Source organism: Pseudomonas massiliensis, assembly GCF_000826105.1.
In the GTDB taxonomy this organism is placed as follows: Bacteria; Pseudomonadota; Gammaproteobacteria; order Pseudomonadales; family Pseudomonadaceae; genus Aquipseudomonas; species Aquipseudomonas massiliensis.
This window is the reverse complement of sequence record NZ_CCYK01000007.1, coordinates 1,579,929-1,599,255: the sequence shown is the minus strand read 5'-3', so window position 1 is coordinate 1,599,255 and position 19,327 is coordinate 1,579,929. Positions and strand designations below refer to the sequence as shown.

The following is a 19,327-nucleotide window of genomic DNA, read 5'->3' as shown; positions in this document are numbered from 1 at the left end:
GCAGTCCACCGTCCTATTTTCAATTGAATCGATGCTTGACAAGTTCAGCGTGCGACGAAAAAAGGCCCTTACCTATCCCTAGGGATAATTGTCTGAAACCCTGCGTTTGCATTATTTTAAGTTCAGCCTGCCAGCCTTCGCCTGACACCTTCCCTGGACACTTGGCATTAGCGGATAGCAGCCTTTTCGCCAGGCGCGCCGCTGATCGAAGTGAACCGGCAAGCGTGCCGTCGAGTGGTACGGCCAATTTATATCGGCGACGCCGAACATGCCCGGGATTCGCCTCCAAAGGACCTGGCTTTGTATTGAACGGCATCTGTGAGCCGGGATGATCCTAATGTTGAGTGTAGGTGTGGTCGACGATGACCTCTCAGTGCGCAAGAGCTTGATGAATCTGCTGAAGGCCGCCGGTTATCGCCCGACCAGCTTTGCTTCCGGCGAGGCGCTGCTCGCCTGCCCTGACATCGACGCTTTCGACTGTATCGTGATGGACCTGCGGATGGGAGGCCTGCAAGGCACACAGGTGCAGCGTCTGCTGAATGAAGGTGGTAGTTCCCCGGCAGTGATCTGCATGTCGGCGTTCTGGGACGAACCTTCGCTGGACGAAGCCCGTACCCAGGGCGCCTACCGCTGCCTGCGCAAGCCCTTTACCGCCGAGGAACTGCTGGCGTCCATACGGGGCGCGGTCGCCGGACGGCAGCTTTCTGGCTAGACCGCGGCGGGGGCGGCCACCGGCGGTATCCTCGCTCGACCAAGGCGCTGGCCAAGATGGAACAGATCGGCCATGGAACCCAGTTCCAGTTTGCTGAATATGTTTTTCTTGTGGACCTTGATCGTCACTTCGCTCAGGTTGAGCTGCCTGGCAATGGCCTTGCTCTGCGCGCCGGACAGCAGCGCGTCGAACACTTCGATCTCGCGGACACTTAGCCTGCCGAAGCGACGGCTCGCTTCCTCCGTATGGCGCCTGGCTTCGAAACGCAGCATGGCCTGGCCGAGGGCTTCCCGTAGGCTGCCGAGCAACTGTGCGGAATCGAAGGGCTTGACGAGCAGGGTTTGCGCACCGTTCTTCATGACCCGGACCGCCATTTCGATGGTTCCGAAGCCGGTGATGAAGACAATGGGAAACGGCGCCTGGCGCCGGGCCAACTCCGCCTGGAGATCGAGGCCGCTGGCTTGCTTGAGGTTGATGTCCAGCAACAGACAGCCAGGGGTGTGGAAATCGCATCGCTCGAGGAACGCCTCGGCGCTGTCCAGGCCGAGGGCTGGCAGCCCGTGGACACGGCATTGACGTAAGAGTGCATTAAGCACGCTTGGGTCGTCGTCCACAATGTAAATAATGGGCTGTCCGCTTTGGGCGTCGTTCCAGCCCAACGCTTCGCGGCTTGGCGCATCGACCTGTGGCCCGACCGCCAGGTTCAAGCGATAGCCCCGCCTTGGTATGGTCTCGAGCTGGCTCTTGTCAGCCTTCAATAAGCGCCGAAGGTAGGATATTTGCACGTGGACATTATTTTCTTCCACATAGAGTCCGGGCCATACCGCGTCCAGTAGTGCCTGTTTGGTCACAAGTTGGTTCGGGTTATCCATGAGGATGCGAAGAATATCGAAAGCCCGGCCGCTGATGGGAACCGGGATTCCCTCAAGATACGCCTGTCGCCCCTCGACCGATATTTCAGCTTGGCCTATCCGTATCATCAAGCTGCCCTGGGAGTGGAACTTTGGTTGAATGTTTTTGTATCAATGCCGCAACGATAGCCCACGCAGGACGCTAGGACAATTCCGATTGTATTTCACACTCGGCGACTTCTTGATGACATGGGAGTGGAGCAATCGACCTGCTACCCGGTACCCGCTGTCCTGCCAGGGTTAAACGGCAGGTCAGTAGGGCTCCTTGAACTCAGGCGGAGGGCGGAAAATCGATGGTCGTCTGCGCCACGTTGTTCAGATATTGATTGCCTTCAGGCCACGGGAATAGGGTTGGCGATCAGGGACAGGTTGAACTGCTCGATCAGGGCATGCTCGTTGGCACCCTGATTGGCGCGCAGAGGCAAGACGCGGTCCACCAATACCTCGGTGGTAGCGGTTTCGAGCTTTTCCAGGGTTTCACGGATGAAGTCATCCAGAGGCATGGCCCGGGCGTCACCGCTTTTGTGGATCAGGTCGGTGTCCACCCATGGCGGCGCTATTTCCAATACCCGGACGGAGGTGTCCCGCAGCATGAAGCGCTGGGACAGCGAATAAGAATGGAGCGCGGCCTTGGTCGCCGAGTAGAGGGCGGTCACCGCCAGCGGCAGATACGCCAGCACAGAGCTGTTGTTGATGATGTAAGCCTGCGGCTGAGCCTTCAGGTGCTCAACGAAGGCTGCGCTGACCCTCACCGGCCCGAGCAGGTTGGTCTGTACCAGGCCGACGGCCTGCTCATCATTCAGGCTACCGGCACTGGCATCATCGAAAGGCATGATGCCGGCATTGTTGATCACTACATTGAGCGAGGGGTGACGACGAATCACATCGGCCGCCGCTGCCCTGACCTGCTCAGGATCGTTGATGTCCAACTGGACGGTATCCATGCCCGGATTCGCTCGGGCCACTTCATCCAGCAGTGCCTGGCGACGTCCGGCGATGATTACCTGGTTGCCCCGCTGATGAAAGGCTTCGGCCAAGGCGCGGCCGATACCGGAGGTGCCGCCGGTGATGAATATCGTGTTGTCGCTCAGTTTCATGATCGCTGTGTCCTTGGGTAGGGAAAGTCAGGCTGTTTTGTAGCGCGGTGCCAGGCGGTGATTGGAAAGGTGGTCGAACATGGCCTGACGGCTGGCTTCGAACCGCTGAAGCGGTCTCAATGGAACTGGCGTCATCATGCCCTCGAGCCTCTACGACACAAATGACGTATAAGGTATGGTTTCAGGACATCGACCCTGCCGGGAGGCCGCATGCATAGAGTGGGCTATCTACTGACCGATGGATTCCAAGTCATGTCCCTGGCGACCCAGGCTGTGTTTGAATTTGCCAACATGGTTGCCGGGGAAGCGGTCTACCGCATCCAGAACTTTTCTGTAGTGGGAGGCACGGTCAGGTCCTCGCTGGGAATGTCGGTGGACACCCTGCCCCTAGGCTCGCCAGGCTTGGCCGAGACCTGGATGGTGACAGGCACCCTTACCCCGCTCGCCCCGCTAGATGATGCAGTGCTATGGGCCGTGCGCGGGTTCGCCGAGGGCGCATGGCGCACCGCCGGAGTATGTACTGGCACCTTCGTGCTCGCCGCCGCGGGCGTGCTGGATAATCGCCGCGTCACTACCCATTGGGCCTACGCCACGGCCATGCGAGAACGATACCCCACCATCGAGGTAGAAGAAGACCGGATCTACATTGTCGATGGCCCGGTGTGGAGTTCAGCCGGCATGACCGCCGGTCTGGACATGGCGCTGGGCATGGTCGAGAAAGACCTTGGCAGTGAGCTGACACGCTCAGTGGCTCATAAGCTGGTGATGCATCAATACCGCTCCGGTGGGCAGTCCCAACACTCCGAGCTGCTCACGCTCACTCCGAGGTCCGACCGCATCCAGAGCGCGCTGAATTATGCCAGGACACACCTGGGCCGCCCCCTAAGCGTGGAGGAACTTGCCGACGTGGCGCATCTCAGCCCCCGCCAGTTCACTCGAGTATTCACGGCCGAAACCGGCCAATCCCCAGCCAAGGCCGTGGAAAGCCTGCGGCTGGAGGCGGCCCGCTTGATGATCGAGCAGAGCCGGCATAGTCTCGACACGGTGGCTAGGGAAACGGGCTTCCGGGATCGCCGCCACATGCGTGAGGTATTCATGCGCGGGTTCGGAGTGCCGCCCCAGGCTGTGCGTCGGGACGCGCGACGCCTCGGCTAACCCAGGGGGTGTCTTGGCAGGCTCCCTCGGCGCCGCTAGAGTCGCCTGCACTGATTCGTCAGGGATAGGGCATTGAATGTAGTTTTCAGGAGCAACCGATGAGTCTGTACCGGGACATCTTCGAAACAGGCAAACGCTACGACGCCTTCGTACAGGATGGGCTCGCCTCCGAGCGAACCGCCGCGAAGGCGTTCGTGGAAAAAACTGGCCAAGCGGACACTTTTTCCGGCACCAGCCTGGACAGACTCGCGAATCTGCGCGGCCACTATCATCTTTTGGTCGCGGCCGAGATCTGGTGCCCGGACTGTCAGATCAACCTGGCCGTCATGGACTTCATGCGCCAGGTACAGCCGAACATCGAACTGGCGATCGTCTCCAAGGGCCGCGCGGAAAACAACTATCGCACTGCGCTAGGGCTGGAACGCATCCCGGTACCGCTCGTGGCGATCCTCGATGAAGCCTATGAGCTTATCGGTACCTTCGTGGAACGCCCCAGCGTGGTAGCGAACGATAGCTCAGGCCAGGCGTTGATCCGCTACAAGGCCGGGGAACATATGGAAGATACGCTCAGGGATCTGCTGGAGGTGATGGAGCGTCATGAAGGGCAAGGCGGCAACCAATGCGGCCATGTCCTCGAAGCCAATGGGATCGAGGGTATTCATCCAGCCGCACGGGCAACAGCAAACTGATCGCTGCCTGCGCCTTGGCCTCTTCGTGGTAGCGGAACAGGTAGTCCCCAGCGGAACTAAGCATCTTCCCGCTCTCGCCCTCTGGCGTTGCCTACCTGCAGCCCGGCTGTTATCAGTCAAACACTCCCTGAATCTCGTCCAACGTGGGCATGGCCGCAGACGCTAATGCGAACTCACAGTCAAGCGCCTAGCACTCGCGCATAGGCCGTCATCCCCACCGTCAAGCGTCCCCTCTCGATGGCGATGACCTTCTGCCGGGTGGTACCCGCCAAAGCAGCCAGCTTGGCCTGGGTCAGGCCTCGATTCAGGCGGCGTTGCCGAATCTGCTCACCAAGGCGCCCGTGATAAGGGAGTAATCCATGTTCTGTATACGTAACAAATTAAATTGAATGTAACGTATACCTAACCCAAGAAAAAAACAAAGTGGATTCAACCGGGCCATATTGGGGCAGAAAAAGTCAGCTTGTACTTGTGCCTCACCGCTCTTCTGGCCCTCGCCAGTCACCAACATGCCAAGCGTATCCATTTCTCGAACAAGCTCCCCGGCAATGGACCAGCACCCCAGCAACACCACCCAGATGTCACCGAAGAAGACCGGCGGGCTCCGCTGAGCCACAAGAACGGCAGTATCACCAGTCACTACTCAGCGGCGGAGCTGGGAAACTGATCGATGAGGCCAACAAGATATCGGCGATGGACTGGCGAGGACCGGCGCTGACAATACTCAGGAGGTAGGCAGGATGAAAGTCCCGCAAAAGTACCTGAAACGAAAAAGGCCAGCTCATCTCTGAACTGGCCTAAGTCGTGAAGTTATATGGTCGGGACGGAGTGATTCGAACACTCGACCCCTTGCACCCCATGCAAGTGCGCTACCGGGCTGCGCTACGCCCCGACTAGGCGTTTTAAACCTGTTCTCGTTAGCAGCGAGAACGGAGAGAAAGATACCTTAACCTTTTGAATTATGGAAGCTTTTTCTCCAATTTTTTTCGCTTATTTCTTCAGCACGTAGAGGACATCTTCCAGCTCGCTGATCATCTGACGAATAAGCTGCTTGTACTGGGTAGTGTCTTCCTTGGCTTCGTCACCGGAGAGACGCAGGCGCGCCCCGCCGATGGTAAAGCCCTGGTCGTACAGCAAGGCACGGATCTGCCGGATCATCAGGACATCCTGCCGCTGATAATACCGCCGATTGCCGCGACGCTTGACCGGGTTGAGCTGGGGGAACTCCTGTTCCCAGTACCGAAGCACATGGGGTTTCACCGCGCACAAGTCGCTGACTTCACCGATGGTAAAGTAGCGCTTGCCGGGGATGGGCGGGAGCTCGTCGTTATGACTTGGTTCCAGCATAGGCTTCTACTCGGGCCTTCAGTTTCTGCCCTGGACGAAAGGTGACGACACGGCGCGCGGTGATCGGAATTTCCTCACCCGTTTTCGGGTTGCGGCCCGGCCGCTGGCGCTTGTCTCGGAGGTCGAAATTGCCGAAACCCGACAATTTCACCTGTTCGTTGTCTTCGAGCGCATGCCGGATCTCCTCGAAGAAGAGCTCGACCAATTCCTTGGCTTCGCGCTTGTTCAGGCCCAGCTCCTCATAAAGACGTTCTGCCATTTCAGCTTTCGTCAGAGCCCCCATACGTCACTTCCTTAACGTGGCGTTCAACCTGTGTTCGAGCGAGGTGAGGATTTCAGACGCGGTCGCATTCACCTCATCGTCGTTAAGAGTGCGTGATGGATGCTGCCAGGTCAAGCCAACGGCAAGGCTTTTTCTATGCGGATCAATGCCTTTACCCTGGTACACGTCAAACAGTCTCAGGTCGGTCAGCCACTCACCCGCCGTCTCGCGAATTACCGCCATCACCGCCTCGCTGGACACCACCTCATCCACCACCAGGGCGAAGTCACGGCGCACCTCGGGGAAGCGGGACAGTTCCTTGAACCTGGGCAAGCGCCCTTCAACGATCTGATCCAGCACGAGCTCGAACACATAGACCGTACGATCGAGGCCCAGTTTCTTTTGCAGTTCCGGATGCAGGGCACCTATATAGCCTACCTCCCGGCCGTCGCGCTCGATCCGTGCGGTCTGTCCAGGATGCAACGCTGGATGGCTGCCTGGCGTGAAGGTGAAAGCCCCCAGGGCACCAGCATGGCCGAGCACGGCTTCCACGTCTGCCTTGACGTCGAAGAAATCGACTTTCGCATCGCCCTGGGCCCAGCCTTCAGGCAAGCGCGTGCCACAGACGACTCCGGCCAGCATCGGCTCTTGCTGGAGCTCGCCCAACTGGCCTACGAAACGCAGGCCGCTTTCGAACAAACGCACGCGGGTTTGCTGGCGGTTGAGGTTGTGCTGCAGGGCCTGCACCAGCCCCGGCCAGAGGGAAACCCGCATCGCGGCCATGTCCGAGGAGATCGGGTTGGCCAGGGTCAGCGGCTTCACGCCAGGGCTGAACAGCTCGAACAGTTTGGGATCGATGAAGCTGTAGGTGATCGCCTCCTGGTATCCACGCGCAACCAACAGGCGACGCAGGGCCGGCAGCTCGGCCTTGGCCTCGGTACGCAATTGCGGCGCCAAACGTGCCTGGGGATAACGGACCGGCAGGCGGTTGTAGCCATACAGGCGAGCCAGCTCTTCGATCAGGTCAACTTCCAGGCTCAGGTCGAAGCGGTGGCTCGGCACGGTCACCGACCATTGCCCGGGGCCCTGCGCCGTGACGCCAAGCTCCAGCCCTCTGAGCAAGCCTTCGATGGTGGCAACGCCCAGGTCCAGGCCGAGCATCTGCTCGACGCGCTCAGCGCGCAGCGTGATGGGCGCCACCTTGGGAAGGTGCGCGTCGGCGGTGGCGTCCACGATAGGACCGGCTTCGCCACCCACGATGTCAAGCAGCAACGCGGTCGCGCGTTCGATCGCTTCCCGGGCCAGATTAAAGTCCACGCCCCGCTCGTAGCGATGGGATGCATCGGTATGCAGGCCATAGGAGCGCGCCTTGCCCGCCACCGAAACAGGCTCGAAGAAGGCGCTTTCCAGGAACAGGTCGCGAGTGGACGCAGTGTTGACGCCACTATGCTCACCACCCATGACACCGGCAATGGCCAGGGGACGCTCGTGATCGGCAATCACCAGGGTGTCACTACGCAGGGTCACTGCCTGACCGTCGAGCAACACCAGCTTTTCCCCTTCGTCGGCCATCCGTACCCGCACGCCGCCCTTGATCTGAGCCAGGTCGAAGGCATGCATCGGCTGGCCAAGTTCCAACATCACATAGTTGGTGATGTCCACAGCGGCGTCGATACTGCGCACTTCGGAACGACGCAAGCGTTCCACCATCCACAAGGGAGTCGGGCGACTCAGGTCGACGTTGCGGATCACACGACCGAGGTAACGTGGGCAGGAAGCCGGGGCCAGCACTTCAACCGGACGTACCTCGTCATGGGCTGGCGCGAGCGTAACTGCTGCAGGGCGCGTGACCGGCTCGGCATAGAGCGCCCCCACTTCACGAGCCAGGCCCGCCAGGGACAGGCAGTCGCCCCGGTTGGGGGTCAGGCCCAGTTCGATGATGACATCGTCCAGCTGCAGGTACTGGCGCACGTCCTGACCGACAGGCGCATCACCAGGCAGCTCGAACAGGCCATCATTGCCCTCTCCCACCTGCAGCTCGGCCTGGGAGCACAGCATCCCGTTGGATTCGACGCCGCGCAGCTTGGCCTTCTTGATCTTGAAGTCGCCAGGCAGCTGCGCGCCGATCATGGCGAAGGGAATTTTCAAGCCCGGCCGCACGTTGGGCGCGCCACAGACCACCTGGAAGGTTTCGCTACCGTTGCTGACCTGGCACACCCGCAACTTGTCGGCATCCGGGTGCTGCTCGGTGCTCAGCACCTCACCGACGACCACCCCGCTGAAGGCGCCGGCCACGGGGGTGACGCTATCGACTTCCAGCCCGGCCATGGAAAGGCGGGCCACCAAGTCTTCGCGGCTTACCTGCGGGCTCACCCAGCCGCGCAGCCACTGTTCACTGAATTTCATGCTGTTCTCCAGAAAATGTCGTTACGGCTAGCGGAATTGCGCGAGGAATCGCAAGTCGTTGTCGAAGAACAGGCGCAAATCGTTGACACCATAACGCAACATGGCCAGACGTTCGGCTCCCATGCCGAAGGCGAAGCCAGAGTAGGTTTCCGGATCGATTCCGGACATCCGCAGCACGTTGGGGTGAACCATGCCGCATCCCATCACTTCCAGCCAGCCGGTCTGCTTGCAGACGCGGCAGCCGCCGCCGCTGCAGATGACGCACTGGATGTCCACCTCGGCCGATGGCTCGGTGAAGGGGAAGAAGGACGGACGGAAACGTACCGCCAGCTCCTTCTCGAAGAACACTCGGAGGAACTCCTCGATGGTGCCCTTCAGGTCCGCGAAATTGATATCGCGGTCGATCAACAGCCCTTCCACCTGGTGGAACATGGGGGAATGGGTAAGGTCCGAGTCGCAGCGATAGACGCGCCCGGGGCAGACAATGCGAATCGGCGGCTGACTGGCTTCCATGGTCCTCACCTGAACCGGCGAGGTATGGGTTCGCAACAGCATGTTTGCATTGAAATAGAAGGTGTCGTGCATGGCACGAGCCGGGTGATGCCCCGGAATGTTGAGCGCCTCGAAGTTATGGTAGTCGTCTTCCACTTCGGGGCCTTCAGCGATGCCGTAGCCAATATGGGTGAAAAACTGTTCGATGCGCTCGAGGGTGCGGGTGATCGGGTGCAGCCCACCACTGGCCTGGCCGCGACCCGGCAGGGTGACATCTACTCGCTCGGCGGCGAGACGAGCGTTGAGCGCCGTCTCTTCGAAAGCCGTCATCCGAGCGTTGAGCACCTCGGTGACACGCTCCTTGGCTTCGTTGATCAGCGCCCCGACCCGGGGCCGTTCTTCAGCCGGCAGGTTGCCGAGGGTCTTCATGACCTGGGTCAGCTCGCCTTTCTTGCCAAGGTACTGAACCCGGATCTGCTCCAGGGCATTGATGTCTTGCGCATTGTGCACGGCCTCCAAAGCTTGGCTGACCAGCGCATCCAGGTTTTCCATGTAAAGGCTCCAGATACGAAATAGGGGAAGAGCGCAGGCCCTTCCCCTATTCAAAGACGTTCAACACCCTTGCCTACCAAGGCAGGCAAGGATGATTGTCGGGGATACTCAAGCCAGCGAGGCTTTAGCTTTCTCGACAATCGCAGCAAACGCCGCTTTTTCGTTCACTGCCAGATCGGCCAGAACCTTACGGTCGATCTCGATGGCTGCCTTTTTCAGGCCAGCGATCAAACGGCTGTAGGACAGGCCGTTGGTACGAGCACCAGCGTTGATACGGGCGATCCACAGAGCGCGGAACTGGCGTTTCTTCTGACGACGATCGCGGTAGGCGTATTGGCCAGCCTTGATGACGGCTTGCTTGGCAACGCGGAATACGCGCGAGCGCGCACCGTAGTAGCCTTTGGCAAGTTTCAGAATTTTCTTGTGACGCTTACGGGCAATGACGCCACGCTTAACACGAGCCATGAGTTATATCCTCTATCTTTGACCGAAAACGGAATCAACGAACGCGCAGCATGCGCTCCACTTTTGCCACGTCAGACGGATGCAGCAGGCTGCTACCGCGCAGTTGACGCTTACGCTTGGTGGACATCTTGGTCAGGATGTGGCTCTTGAAAGCGTGTTTGTGCTTGAAGCCGGAAGCGGTTTTCAGGAAACGCTTCGCGGCACCACTTTTGGTTTTCATCTTTGGCATGTTCGGATACTCCGCATTCAGTGAATAAACATAACCACAAGGCCTGCCGTGCCCTGGAGGTTACTTCTTGCGTTTGGGGGCGATGACCATCAACAGCTGGCGTCCTTCCATCTTAGGCTGCTGTTCAACGGAGCCGTATTCGGCGAGGTCGGTTTCGACTCGCTTCAACAGCTGCATGCCCAGCTCCTGGTGGGCCATCTCACGACCACGGAATCTCAGAGAGATCTTGGCCTTGTCCCCATCACTCAGGAAACGTACCAGGTTGCGCAGTTTTACCTGGTAATCCCCTTCTTCCGTCCCTGGACGAAACTTGATTTCTTTTATCTGGATCTGCTTCTGGTTCTTCTTGGCTTCGTTGGCCTGCTTCTTCTTCTCGAAGAGGTGCTTGCCGTAGTCCATGACCTTGCAAACGGGCGGCTGCGCGTCAGCGGAGATCTCCACCAGATCCAGCTTCGCTTCTTCAGCGATACGAAGCGCTTCATCAATAGAGACGATGCCAACCTGTTCACCGTCAGCACCGATTAACCGGACCTCGCGAGCCGAGATGTTCTCGTTGATCGGTGCCTTGGGCGCAGTTCGTTTATCCTGTCTCATTTCACGCTTAATAATGATTACTCCAAATCTTGGCGACCACGCCGGGAAACCGCCTGCGCAAGGTGCTGCTGGAATTGCGCGACCGGCATCGAGCCAAGGTCCGCGCCTTCACGTGTGCGCACGGCGACAGTTTGCGTCTCCACCTCGCGGTCCCCGATGACCAGCATGAAGGGCACCTTGAGCAGAGTATGCTCGCGGATTTTAAAGCCAATTTTCTCGTTTCTCAAGTCGGACTTGGCACGGAAGCCGCTTCCATTGAGAATCCCTTCCACTTCACGGGCAAAAGCCGCCTGGCTGTCGGTGATATTCATGATCACCGCCTGGGTAGGCGCCAGCCAGGCCGGGAAGGCGCCGGCATAGTGCTCGATCAGCATGCCGATGAACCGCTCGAAGGATCCGAGGATGGCGCGATGCAGCATGACCGGGCGCTTGCGGCCGTTGTCTTCGGCGATATAGCTGGCGTCCAGACGCTCCGGCAGGTTGGGGTCGTACTGCAGGGTGCCGCACTGCCAGTTGCGCCCGAGGCAGTCCTTGAGGGTGAACTCGATCTTCGGCCCATAGAACGCGCCCTCGCCAGGGAGGTATTCCCATGGCAGGCCGGAATCATCCAGTGCGTCGGCCAGGGCCTTCTCCGCGCGATCCCAGAACTCTTCCGAACCTACACGCTTGGCCGGGCGAGTAGAAAGCTTCATGGTGACGTCGTCGAAACCGAAGTCCTTGTACACCTGCATGGTCAAGTTGATGAAATCGGCCGATTCCTTCTTGACTTGATCCTCGGTGCAGAAAATATGCGCGTCGTCCTGGGTGAAGCCGCGCACGCGCATGATGCCGTGGAGCGCGCCCGACGCCTCGTTACGGTGGCATGAACCGAATTCGGCCAGCCGCAACGGCAGGTCGCGGTACGACTTCAAGCCCTGGTTGAAGATCTGCACGTGACAGGGGCAGTTCATCGGCTTGACCGCGTAGTCGCGGTTTTCCGAATGCGTGGTGAACATGTTTTCAGCGTAGTTGGACCAATGCCCGGAGCGCTCCCAGAGCACGCGATCGACCACCTGAGGTGTTTTCACCTCTACATAGCCATGTTGGCGCTGCACCTGACGCATGTGCTGTTCCAACACCTGATAGATGGTCCAGCCATTGGGATGCCAGAACACCATTCCCGGGGCTTCTTCCTGCAGGTGGAACAGGTCAAGCTGCTTGCCGATGCGCCGGTGGTCGCGCTTTTCAGCCTCTTCGATCCGCTGGATGTAGGCAGCCAGCTGCTTCTTGTCCGCCCAGGCGGTGCCGTACACACGCTGGAGCTGCTCATTCTTCGCATCGCCACGCCAGTAGGCCCCCGACAGCTTGGTCAGCTTGAACGCTTTCAGGAAGCGGGTATTGGGGACATGGGGCCCGCGGCACATGTCCACATACTCTTCGTGATAGTACAGGCCCATGGCGGTTTCATCCGGCATGTCCTCGACCAGGCGCAGCTTGTAATCCTCGCCACGGGCCTTGAACACCTCGATGACGTCGGCGCGCGGCGTCATCTTCTTGATGACGTTGTATTCGGTATCGATAAGCTCGCGCATGCGCGCCTCGATGGCCGCCATGTCATCCGGCGTGAAGGGCCGCTCGAAGGCGATGTCGTAGTAGAAGCCTTCCTCGATCACCGGGCCGATGACCATGCGCGCGGTCGGATAGAGCTGCTTGACTGCATGGCCCACCAGGTGCGCGCAGGAGTGACGAATGATTTCCAGCCCCTCCTCGTCCTTTGGGGTAATGATCTGAAGGCTCGCATCATTGCTGATGAGGTCGCAGGCATCGACCAGCTTGCCGTCCACCTTGCCGGCCACCGTTGCCTTGGCCAGGCCGGCACCGATGGAAGCAGCCACCTGGGCCACGGTCACGGGATGATCGAATGAACGCTGACTGCCGTCAGGAAGAGTGATGTTTGGCATGGCGCCTCCTCTCCTAGTGGTGACCCCTACCAAAGGTCACGTGGGTTGGGATGAGCCAGTACAGGATTCGGTGGTATGCCTGCCTCACAGTGGCAGGAGCCGAAGGCCAACCAATGACCGAACCGGAGTGACTGGAAATGAACGTTGACCCGCTCCCTTGAGCGGGACAGCCATCCTAGCACAGGACCGGCCAATGACGGCTGGGCTTTCTAGGCAATCCTGGCAGATGCGCTGAACTTGCCAGGGGCAACCGTCTCGAATGGACGTGAAGCCTCGCGAACCCTGCCCGAAGGAGCCTGTCATGCGCCTGCCTTACTCCCTGATTCGCGCCGCCTTGCCGCTGGCGATGCTTTGCCCCCTTATGGCGCACGCCGCGTGGCCCAGCGGCGCTCGCGAGCAGTACATGAGTGACTGCGTCGCCACCGCCAGGCAGCAGGTGGACGCTAGCACGGCCACGACTCACTGCGGCTGTGGTGCCGACGTGATCGAAAAGCAGTTCAGCACCGCGGAAATCCAGCAACTGATGAGCAAGGCCCCGCCACCCACGGTGGAGTTGCGTGATCGCTTGCAGAAAGAGGTCAGCGTCTGCCGGGCCAAGTAATTTTCACTGGAAGACGGGTTTTTACTGACCTGGCGCATGGAAAGCCGTCACGGGCAAAAATATTTATCCGCTTTTCCCGACGACAGGGGTTACCAACGCGCGGTTTGTGTCTATGATGGGTCAAGCTTCGCTCGACTGAGCGTCGCCCGCACCAGATAATTATGTTTCTTGGAGATACACCCCATGTCCAATCGCCAAACCGGCACCGTCAAGTGGTTCAACGATGAGAAGGGCTTCGGCTTCATTACCCCGACTGGCGGTGGTGATGACCTGTTCGTCCACTTCAAGGCGATCGAATCCGACGGTTTCAAAAGCCTGAAAGAAGGTCAGACCGTTTCTTTCGTGGCTGAGAAAGGCCAGAAAGGGATGCAGGCCGCGCAGGTTCGTGGCGAGTAAGACACCGCCGCTTACGATGCCGGAAAGCCCGTCAGGAGTACCGCATGAAGCGGCGCGCCTGGCGGGCTTTTCTTTGCCCGGCGATTGTCAGCCACAGTTGGCGCGAATGATCTTACCGGTTTCATCGGCATTGAGATTCAACCGCTCGGAGCGATAGTCCAGCGTTACCGCATCATGAGGGCCGAGGATGCGCGCCATCATCGAGCCCGACCGGGCCTTGGCCTGCTCGAGAAGCACCTTGGATGCCTGCTGACCTACTGCGAACTGTGCGGCCTGCGCATCGCACCGGCCAGCCGATGCCACTGGGGCGCCCGCCCCACCCGCCGAAGGCTGCACTCCATCCTTGGAACAACCCGCCAGTACGCCGACCAGGGCCAATGCCAGCCCGGTTTTCACCACACCCATGAAGCCTCCTCAAGAACAAAGGGTTGCTCAGCTGCGACCACACCAGGACTGGGAGGTTGCACATAGAGTGTGCCCGCCGCGCCGCGATTTTCCGCCTGAACAACGGTGACAGGATATTTCAGCAGATCGCATCAGTAGATATCCAGGTAGTCCGAGTACGGCTCAGGCCAATTGCTTTGCAAGGCGGCCTGTATCTTCGCAACCCACGCATCATCCGCTGCTGCCGCTGGACCGACACACCCGGACCCCGCCGCCCAGGTTTCCAGGCGAAAGCGCACCCCTTGCAAGGCCTGGCCCCCAACAGCCGTGCTGGATAGCCAGGCCATGCCCCTATCGCTTACACGCAACTGGCAATGCTGGCGATCATCACCCTGGGCCAGAAGCAAGCGAACCGCTTCCAGGCTGGGCTGGCCGGGCAGGTTCAGATCGATTTCCATGAGAGCGCCCTCGTTCTAGGCCTGACACCTGATCATCGGATGTTAGCCGGCGGATAATTAGCCATCGCCATGACAAGTGCGCGGCCATCTGCCCGCAAGATAAATAACACCCGGCATCGCAGCAAATAAGCGAAGCGGGTTGCCAAAAATTGGCACAGTCACTACTGTATGCGCATACAGCAACAAAAGGAAACACCTGGTGACCGCTCCCAATGCCTCTCTAGCCTCAGCAAGCCCTTATGAACGCATGGCCTTGCGCGTGCAAAAGATCATTAACGCCCCACCAGCGCAACGCACCCGCTCCGCGCTGCTCTTCAAGCAGCCGGATGAATCCCCCGAGGATTGGCGCAGGCTGCTCGACGAAATCGCTGAAAACGATAACGTGACCCTTGCATGGCGCGACGATGGCGGCATCCAGCTGTTCTGGGTGGTACAAAGCGATGATTGAACGCGGTGCAATGATAAGCCTTGCAGCCCTTTGCCTGGCCTTGGCGCTCCCGGCGCAGGCGGACGCCCCCAGAACATTCGCAGAGGCGAAGAAAGCGGGATGGCGGCTGTATGCGCCTCAGTCCACGGAGTTCTATTGCGGCTGTAAATACAGCGGAAACAAGGTAGACCTCAAGGGCTGCGGTTATGTGCCCCGCAAGAACACTGCCCGGGCGTCGCGCATCGAATGGGAGCATATCGTACCGGCCTGGCAGATCGGCCATCAGTTGCAGTGCTGGCAGCACGGAGGCCGCAAGAACTGCGCCCGCAACGATAAGCGCTACCAGCAGGCCGAGGCCGACCTGCACAACCTGGTCCCGAGCATTGGTGAAGTCAACGGCGACCGTAACAACTTCAGCTTCGGCTGGCTGCCGGAGCGCTCCGGCCAATACGGCAGTTGCCTTACCCAGGTGGATTTCAAGGCCCGCAAGGTCATGCCGCGGCCGACCATCCGGGGGATGATCGCCCGAACCTACTTCTATATGAGCAAACGCTACCATCTGAAGCTGTCACGCCAGGACGCACAGCTCTATCAAGCCTGGAACAAGACGTATCCTGTCCAGGCCTGGGAGCGACAACGCAATCAACGGGTAGCGTGTGTCATGGGCCACGGCAATGAATTCGTCGGGCCCGTTGACCTCAAGGCGTGCGGCTGATCAAGGGGCCGGGTGCGGCTCTACGCCAGACTCGATACCCTGGCTGGCCATCAACTTTTCACGCGTGGCCTCGGCCTCGGCCCGATTAACGAAGGGGCCGAGGTAGATCCGTGGCTTGCCATCCTGGTTGGCGACGCTGGCCACGAACCCATGCTCGACGAGGCGCGACATCATGTCAGTGACCGCGCCCCGGCCGTTGTCGGCGATGACCACGTCCCAACCATGAGCGGCCTCGGCAGCCGTGGCGGCGGCGCCTTCGCTTTGTGCCAGGGGTGCGCCACAAGCGGCGCGCACTACGATATTGGTGCCATCGCGATCGATGACCGCCTGATATCCGTTGTCGGTCTTGATCGCCACATAGCTTTGATAGCCGCCGTAGTTGCCCGCCGCATCCTTGCTCTTCACCTGTCCGCAGACATTGCCATTGGACGTGGTACGCACATTGGTGAATTTCGCCGAGGCTGGATTTTCCAGCTGGGCAGCCACAGCTTTGTTGCCCTCCTCCGGCGCGCTTCCACACCCTGCCAGAGCCAGAACTACAGCTACCGTCAATACTTTACGCACACCATCGTCTCCATCGTTCGAGACCGGCATTCTAACACCGCCGACGACTCTCGGCCTCGAACTCGGGCTGTGGCATCATGCCTCCCACTCTTCATTCACGGCCCGAACCCCAATGCTCAACGATGCACAACAACAACTTGCCTATGACCGCTTCCTGGCCGCCCACCCGGAGCTTGCTGAAGAAATAGGCCCGCTGGCTGCCCACGAACGCCAGCAGCAAGTGGCCTGGGCATTCGAGGACGAAGCTGAAGCGCAAGGCCTTGAGCCTTGGGAATACACCCTTGAGTTGACCGCAAGCGGTCCTGAAGAATTGGCCCAAATGAGAGAGGCTGTGCACCGGCAGGTTGCCGAAGCCTTGGGAATGCCCTGGGAAGACTATCGAACGCTCAACGAATTGTAGGACTCAGCGGAGCTGCCGATTCGGCAGATGCCCCCGTGCTTTCGCTGGCTGCACCCGCCAGCTGGGGCGACTTTTCTTACTCTTGGAGGAAATAACTCCAAACGAAAAGGGCGACCCTTACGGATCGCCCTTTTCATGCCGGACGGCAGATATGGTAGGCACAATTGGACTCGAACCAACGACCCCCACCATGTCAAGGTGGTGCTCTAACCAACTGAGCTATGTGCCTGCTGTGGATGCGCATTCTACTGAAGCGTACGCTCCTGTCAAGCCAATATTTCCGTAACCTTCTGAAATCCCGGTAAAATCTCCTATCACTGCCAACGCAGCAGCCTCCGAATGTCGCCGCTGGCGGTGATGAGTAAATTGGGGTAGCATTCACGCCGTCGTCAAGAATATTAAACAAAAGGTTGCTGAAATGGCGAACACCGCTTACCCACCTTCCTATTATGCCGCGTCGGCCAATGCCGCCCCAGCTCGCCCAGTCTTGCAGGAAACTCTCGAAACCGACGTATGCGTCGTGGGGGCTGGCTACACCGGCCTGTCCAGCGCCCTGCATCTGCTCGAACAAGGCTTCAGGGTAGTCGTTGTCGAAGCCGCCAAGGTGGGCTTCGGGGCTTCGGGTCGCAATGGCGGGCAGATCGTCAACAGCTACAGTCGCGACATCGATGTGATCGAGCGAACCGTTGGCAAGCGCCAGGCAGAGCTGCTGGGCGCCATGGCCTTCGAGGGCGGTCGCATCATCCGCGAACGCGTCGCGCGCTATAACATTGACTGCGATCTCAAGGACGGCGGTGTCTTCGCCGCGCTTACCAGCAAGCAGATGGGCCATCTGGAGTCACAGAAGCGTTTGTGGGAGCGCTACGGCCATACCCAGCTTGAATTGATGGACCAGCGGCGTATTCGCGAAGTGGTAGCTTGCGATCAATACGTTGGCGGCATGCTGGACATGAGTGGTGGGCATATCCACCCGCTCAACCTGGCGCTTGGCGAAGCGGCGGCCGTGGAATCCCTCGGCGGACGCATCTTCGAGCAAACCCCGGCCACGCGAATCGACCGAGGCCCGAACCCGGTGGTGCATACCCCGCACGGCCAGGTCAAAGCCAAGTTCGTGATCGTGGCCGGCAACGCCTACCTGGGCAATCTCGTTCCAGAATTGAGCGCCAAGTCCATGCCTTGCGGGACCCAAGTGGTCACCACCGAACCCTTGGACGACGAACTCGCGCACAGCCTGCTGCCCCAGGACTATTGCGTGGAAGACTGCAACTACCTGCTCGACTACTACCGCCTGACCAGGGACAAGCGCCTGATCTTCGGTGGTGGCGTGGTCTACGGCGCGCGCGACCCGGCCAATATCGAGGCCATTATCCGGCCGAAGATGCTCAGGGCCTTCCCTCAGCTGAAGAACGTGAAGATCGACTTCGCCTGGACCGGCAACTTCTTGCTGACGCTGTCCCGCCTGCCTCAGGTCGGGCGTATTGGCGACAGCATCTACTATTCGCAAGGTTGCAGCGGCCACGGCGTGACCTACACGCACCTGGCCGGCAAGGTGCTGGCCGAGGCGCTCCGCGGCCAGGCCGAGCGCTTCGATGCCTTCGCCGCGCTGCCGCACTACCCTTTCCCGGGCGGGCATGCCCTGCGGGTACCGCTCTCAGCCCTCGGCGCCTGGTACTACAGCCTGCGTGACAAGCTGGGCGTCTGACGCTGTGCAGCGGTGTCGCCGAGGATGGCTTCACCGCCTGCGCCGGGCTAGCGCCTGGTCAACGCTGCCAGGGCCTGCCTGGCAGCGTCCTCCTGCCCTGCCTGCCCTAGCCGGGCTGCGGCCTGCCGCCAACGAGCCTCATTCACTCGGGCGGGCAATTGCCCGGGCGGCTGTACCAGTACTGCCCAGGCGCCATCCTCTCGCCAGGCGGAAATGAAGTCCGCGAACGGCATCGGTTCACGACGCTGCTCGCCCGAGCGCAGCACTACCAGACTTTTGAAGCGATCGTAGCCCACCAGCAATGCATAGCGTGGCGAGCCCCAGAGCCGCCCACCGCTTCGGTAGCGCACCAGTATCGGGTTACCTGCCGCCACCTCGGCCAATAACGCCTGGAACTGATCCTCCATGGGGTAAACCACGAAACCATAGCGTCGAGCAGCCTCGGCGATACTTTCCCCTAGCGCGTTGCCTTGCGCCTCAAGCCCCAGGGCTGGCGCGACCATGCCAGGGGTCACACTCACTCCTCGCTGACGCAGTAGCGCCGCCAGGGCTGTCGGCGCGCCGGCATCGGCCTCGCCTCGATAGAACGGCACGGCAGTCAACTCCACGCGGTCGGGAAGCCCGCTGATTCTGGGAGCCGCGCGGTCCGCGCAGCCCGCCACGGAGGTAGCCAGCGCAATCGCCAGGAGTGCTCTGCCGTACCGGTTAAATATCTCTGACGCCATGGTGTTCCTCTCGAACGTCTCGGGAGATGGTTTCGAATTGTCGGCATGATAGGCGGTGAGAATCTTCAGGTACATCGAGGTAACCGGGCCCCTGAAAAAGCCGT

General features: G+C 60.0%; 23 protein-coding genes, 2 tRNA genes and 3 pseudogenes. 10 read left to right on the top strand and 18 right to left on the bottom strand.

What is annotated here, in order from left to right; genetic code table 11:
• Positions 1 to 337 precede the first annotated feature (337 nt).
• Positions 338 to 712, top strand: a complete 375-nt coding sequence (locus tag BN1188_RS18135; protein ID WP_040262881.1) for a response regulator transcription factor — start codon at positions 338 to 340, stop codon at positions 710 to 712.
• Here the strand turns inward: BN1188_RS18135 and BN1188_RS18130 are convergent.
• Both BN1188_RS18130 and BN1188_RS18125 read right to left on the bottom strand, forming a co-directional pair.
• The gene (locus BN1188_RS18130; protein WP_040262879.1) at positions 709 to 1,692 is read right to left on the bottom strand and encodes a response regulator; all 984 of its coding nucleotides are present in this window, start codon (positions 1,690 to 1,692) and stop codon (positions 709 to 711) included. The two genes, BN1188_RS18135 and BN1188_RS18130, sit on opposite strands and share 4 nt — an antisense overlap.
• A gap of 263 nt (positions 1,693 to 1,955) precedes the next feature.
• Positions 1,956 to 2,720: an SDR family oxidoreductase gene (locus tag BN1188_RS18125; RefSeq protein WP_040262877.1), complete on the bottom strand. Its 765-nt coding sequence runs from the start codon at positions 2,718 to 2,720 to the stop codon at positions 1,956 to 1,958.
• 210 nt (positions 2,721 to 2,930) lie between these two features.
• On the opposite strand from BN1188_RS18125, the gene BN1188_RS18120 reads away from it, so the two are divergent.
• Both BN1188_RS18120 and BN1188_RS18115 read left to right on the top strand, forming a co-directional pair.
• Complete coding sequence (locus tag BN1188_RS18120; RefSeq protein WP_040262875.1) at positions 2,931 to 3,875, top strand: GlxA family transcriptional regulator; 945 nt, start codon at positions 2,931 to 2,933, stop codon at positions 3,873 to 3,875.
• A gap of 98 nt (positions 3,876 to 3,973) precedes the next feature.
• Positions 3,974 to 4,564, top strand: coding sequence for a thioredoxin family protein (locus BN1188_RS18115; protein ID WP_052469354.1), 591 nt, complete (start codon positions 3,974 to 3,976; stop codon positions 4,562 to 4,564).
• Here the strand turns inward: BN1188_RS18115 and BN1188_RS22360 are convergent.
• Together BN1188_RS22360 and BN1188_RS18110 are read right to left on the bottom strand one after the other, a co-directional pair.
• A pseudogene (locus BN1188_RS22360) lies at positions 4,530 to 4,677 on the bottom strand (type II toxin-antitoxin system HipA family toxin); the annotation flags it as partial. The gene BN1188_RS18115 and the pseudogene BN1188_RS22360 sit on opposite strands and share 35 nt — an antisense overlap.
• Positions 4,677 to 4,925, bottom strand: a pseudogene (locus tag BN1188_RS18110) (helix-turn-helix transcriptional regulator). The pseudogenes BN1188_RS18110 and BN1188_RS22360, both read right to left, overlap by 1 nt.
• Positions 4,926 to 5,144: 219 nt before the next feature.
• Between BN1188_RS18110 and BN1188_RS18105 the strand changes: the two are divergent.
• Positions 5,145 to 5,299: pseudogene (locus BN1188_RS18105) on the top strand (tyrosine-type recombinase/integrase); the annotation flags it as partial.
• A gap of 80 nt (positions 5,300 to 5,379) precedes the next feature.
• Here the strand turns inward: BN1188_RS18105 and BN1188_RS18100 are convergent.
• From BN1188_RS18100 to thrS, 9 genes are all read right to left on the bottom strand, one after another.
• Positions 5,380 to 5,456: transfer RNA gene (locus tag BN1188_RS18100), tRNA-Pro, on the bottom strand.
• Positions 5,457 to 5,554: 98 nt separating this feature from the next.
• On the bottom strand, positions 5,555 to 5,911 hold the full coding sequence (locus BN1188_RS18095; protein ID WP_040262871.1) for a MerR family transcriptional regulator: 357 nt from the start codon (positions 5,909 to 5,911) through the stop codon (positions 5,555 to 5,557).
• Complete coding sequence (gene ihfA, locus BN1188_RS18090; protein WP_002553164.1) at positions 5,892 to 6,194, bottom strand: integration host factor subunit alpha; 303 nt, start codon at positions 6,192 to 6,194, stop codon at positions 5,892 to 5,894. Before ihfA ends, BN1188_RS18095 begins: the two co-directional genes overlap by 20 nt.
• Positions 6,195 to 6,197: 3 nt before the next feature.
• Entirely contained in the window at positions 6,198 to 8,579 is a 2,382-nt protein-coding gene (pheT, locus tag BN1188_RS18085) for a phenylalanine--tRNA ligase subunit beta (protein WP_040262867.1), read from the bottom strand.
• A gap of 27 nt (positions 8,580 to 8,606) precedes the next feature.
• Complete coding sequence (gene pheS / locus BN1188_RS18080) at positions 8,607 to 9,623, bottom strand: phenylalanine--tRNA ligase subunit alpha (RefSeq protein ID WP_040262865.1); 1,017 nt, start codon at positions 9,621 to 9,623, stop codon at positions 8,607 to 8,609.
• A gap of 108 nt (positions 9,624 to 9,731) precedes the next feature.
• Positions 9,732 to 10,088, bottom strand: coding sequence for a 50S ribosomal protein L20 (gene rplT, locus BN1188_RS18075; RefSeq protein WP_040262863.1), 357 nt, complete (start codon positions 10,086 to 10,088; stop codon positions 9,732 to 9,734).
• Between the two features lie 34 nt (positions 10,089 to 10,122).
• Positions 10,123 to 10,317, bottom strand: a complete 195-nt coding sequence (gene rpmI / locus BN1188_RS18070) for a 50S ribosomal protein L35 (RefSeq protein ID WP_009394045.1) — start codon at positions 10,315 to 10,317, stop codon at positions 10,123 to 10,125.
• 60 nt (positions 10,318 to 10,377) lie between these two features.
• Complete coding sequence (gene infC, locus BN1188_RS18065) at positions 10,378 to 10,929, bottom strand: translation initiation factor IF-3 (RefSeq protein WP_187375356.1); 552 nt, start codon at positions 10,927 to 10,929, stop codon at positions 10,378 to 10,380.
• The gene (gene thrS, locus BN1188_RS18060; protein ID WP_040262858.1) at positions 10,929 to 12,851 is read right to left on the bottom strand and encodes a threonine--tRNA ligase; all 1,923 of its coding nucleotides are present in this window, start codon (positions 12,849 to 12,851) and stop codon (positions 10,929 to 10,931) included. The genes infC and thrS overlap by 1 nt, the downstream gene beginning before the upstream one ends.
• Positions 12,852 to 13,152: 301 nt before the next feature.
• Between thrS and BN1188_RS18055 the strand changes: the two genes are divergently transcribed.
• Both BN1188_RS18055 and BN1188_RS18050 read left to right on the top strand, forming a co-directional pair.
• On the top strand, positions 13,153 to 13,452 hold the full coding sequence (locus tag BN1188_RS18055; RefSeq protein WP_040262856.1) for a hypothetical protein: 300 nt from the start codon (positions 13,153 to 13,155) through the stop codon (positions 13,450 to 13,452).
• 183 nt (positions 13,453 to 13,635) lie between these two features.
• Positions 13,636 to 13,848: a cold-shock protein gene (locus BN1188_RS18050; protein ID WP_003192493.1), complete on the top strand. Its 213-nt coding sequence runs from the start codon at positions 13,636 to 13,638 to the stop codon at positions 13,846 to 13,848.
• A gap of 87 nt (positions 13,849 to 13,935) precedes the next feature.
• On the opposite strand, the gene BN1188_RS18045 is transcribed toward BN1188_RS18050, so the two are convergent.
• Both BN1188_RS18045 and BN1188_RS18040 read right to left on the bottom strand, forming a co-directional pair.
• Positions 13,936 to 14,253: an I78 family peptidase inhibitor gene (locus tag BN1188_RS18045; RefSeq protein ID WP_040262851.1), complete on the bottom strand. Its 318-nt coding sequence runs from the start codon at positions 14,251 to 14,253 to the stop codon at positions 13,936 to 13,938.
• A 131-nt stretch (positions 14,254 to 14,384) separates the two neighbouring features.
• Complete coding sequence (locus BN1188_RS18040) at positions 14,385 to 14,690, bottom strand: hypothetical protein (RefSeq protein ID WP_040262850.1); 306 nt, start codon at positions 14,688 to 14,690, stop codon at positions 14,385 to 14,387.
• Positions 14,691 to 14,937: 247 nt separating this feature from the next.
• On the opposite strand from BN1188_RS18040, the gene BN1188_RS18035 reads away from it, so the two are divergent.
• Together BN1188_RS18035 and BN1188_RS18030 are read left to right on the top strand one after the other, a co-directional pair.
• Positions 14,938 to 15,138 (top strand): DUF1654 domain-containing protein, encoded by a 201-nt coding sequence (locus BN1188_RS18035; protein WP_052469353.1) that lies wholly within the window; start codon positions 14,938 to 14,940, stop codon positions 15,136 to 15,138.
• A 10-nt stretch (positions 15,139 to 15,148) separates the two neighbouring features.
• Complete coding sequence (locus BN1188_RS18030; protein ID WP_040262847.1) at positions 15,149 to 15,832, top strand: endonuclease; 684 nt, start codon at positions 15,149 to 15,151, stop codon at positions 15,830 to 15,832.
• Here the strand turns inward: BN1188_RS18030 and BN1188_RS18025 are convergent, their stop codons facing one another.
• Entirely contained in the window at positions 15,833 to 16,396 is a 564-nt protein-coding gene (locus BN1188_RS18025) for an SPOR domain-containing protein (RefSeq protein WP_040262845.1), read from the bottom strand. It abuts the gene before it with no gap.
• A gap of 112 nt (positions 16,397 to 16,508) precedes the next feature.
• Here BN1188_RS18025 and BN1188_RS18020 point away from each other — a divergent pair, with 112 nt between their 5' ends.
• A complete protein-coding gene (locus tag BN1188_RS18020) occupies positions 16,509 to 16,796 on the top strand; it encodes a DUF6388 family protein (RefSeq protein WP_040262843.1) in 288 nt (95 codons plus the stop codon).
• A gap of 152 nt (positions 16,797 to 16,948) precedes the next feature.
• On the opposite strand, the gene BN1188_RS18015 is transcribed toward BN1188_RS18020, so the two are convergent.
• Positions 16,949 to 17,025, bottom strand: a tRNA-Val gene (locus BN1188_RS18015).
• A 189-nt stretch (positions 17,026 to 17,214) separates the two neighbouring features.
• On the opposite strand from BN1188_RS18015, the gene BN1188_RS18010 reads away from it, so the two are divergent.
• Positions 17,215 to 18,498, top strand: a complete 1,284-nt coding sequence (locus BN1188_RS18010; protein ID WP_040262841.1) for an NAD(P)/FAD-dependent oxidoreductase — start codon at positions 17,215 to 17,217, stop codon at positions 18,496 to 18,498.
• A gap of 47 nt (positions 18,499 to 18,545) precedes the next feature.
• Here the strand turns inward: BN1188_RS18010 and BN1188_RS18005 are convergent, their stop codons facing one another.
• Positions 18,546 to 19,091: a peptidase C39 family protein gene (locus tag BN1188_RS18005; RefSeq protein ID WP_232430941.1), complete on the bottom strand. Its 546-nt coding sequence runs from the start codon at positions 19,089 to 19,091 to the stop codon at positions 18,546 to 18,548.
• Between the last annotated feature and the right edge of the window lie 236 nt (positions 19,092 to 19,327).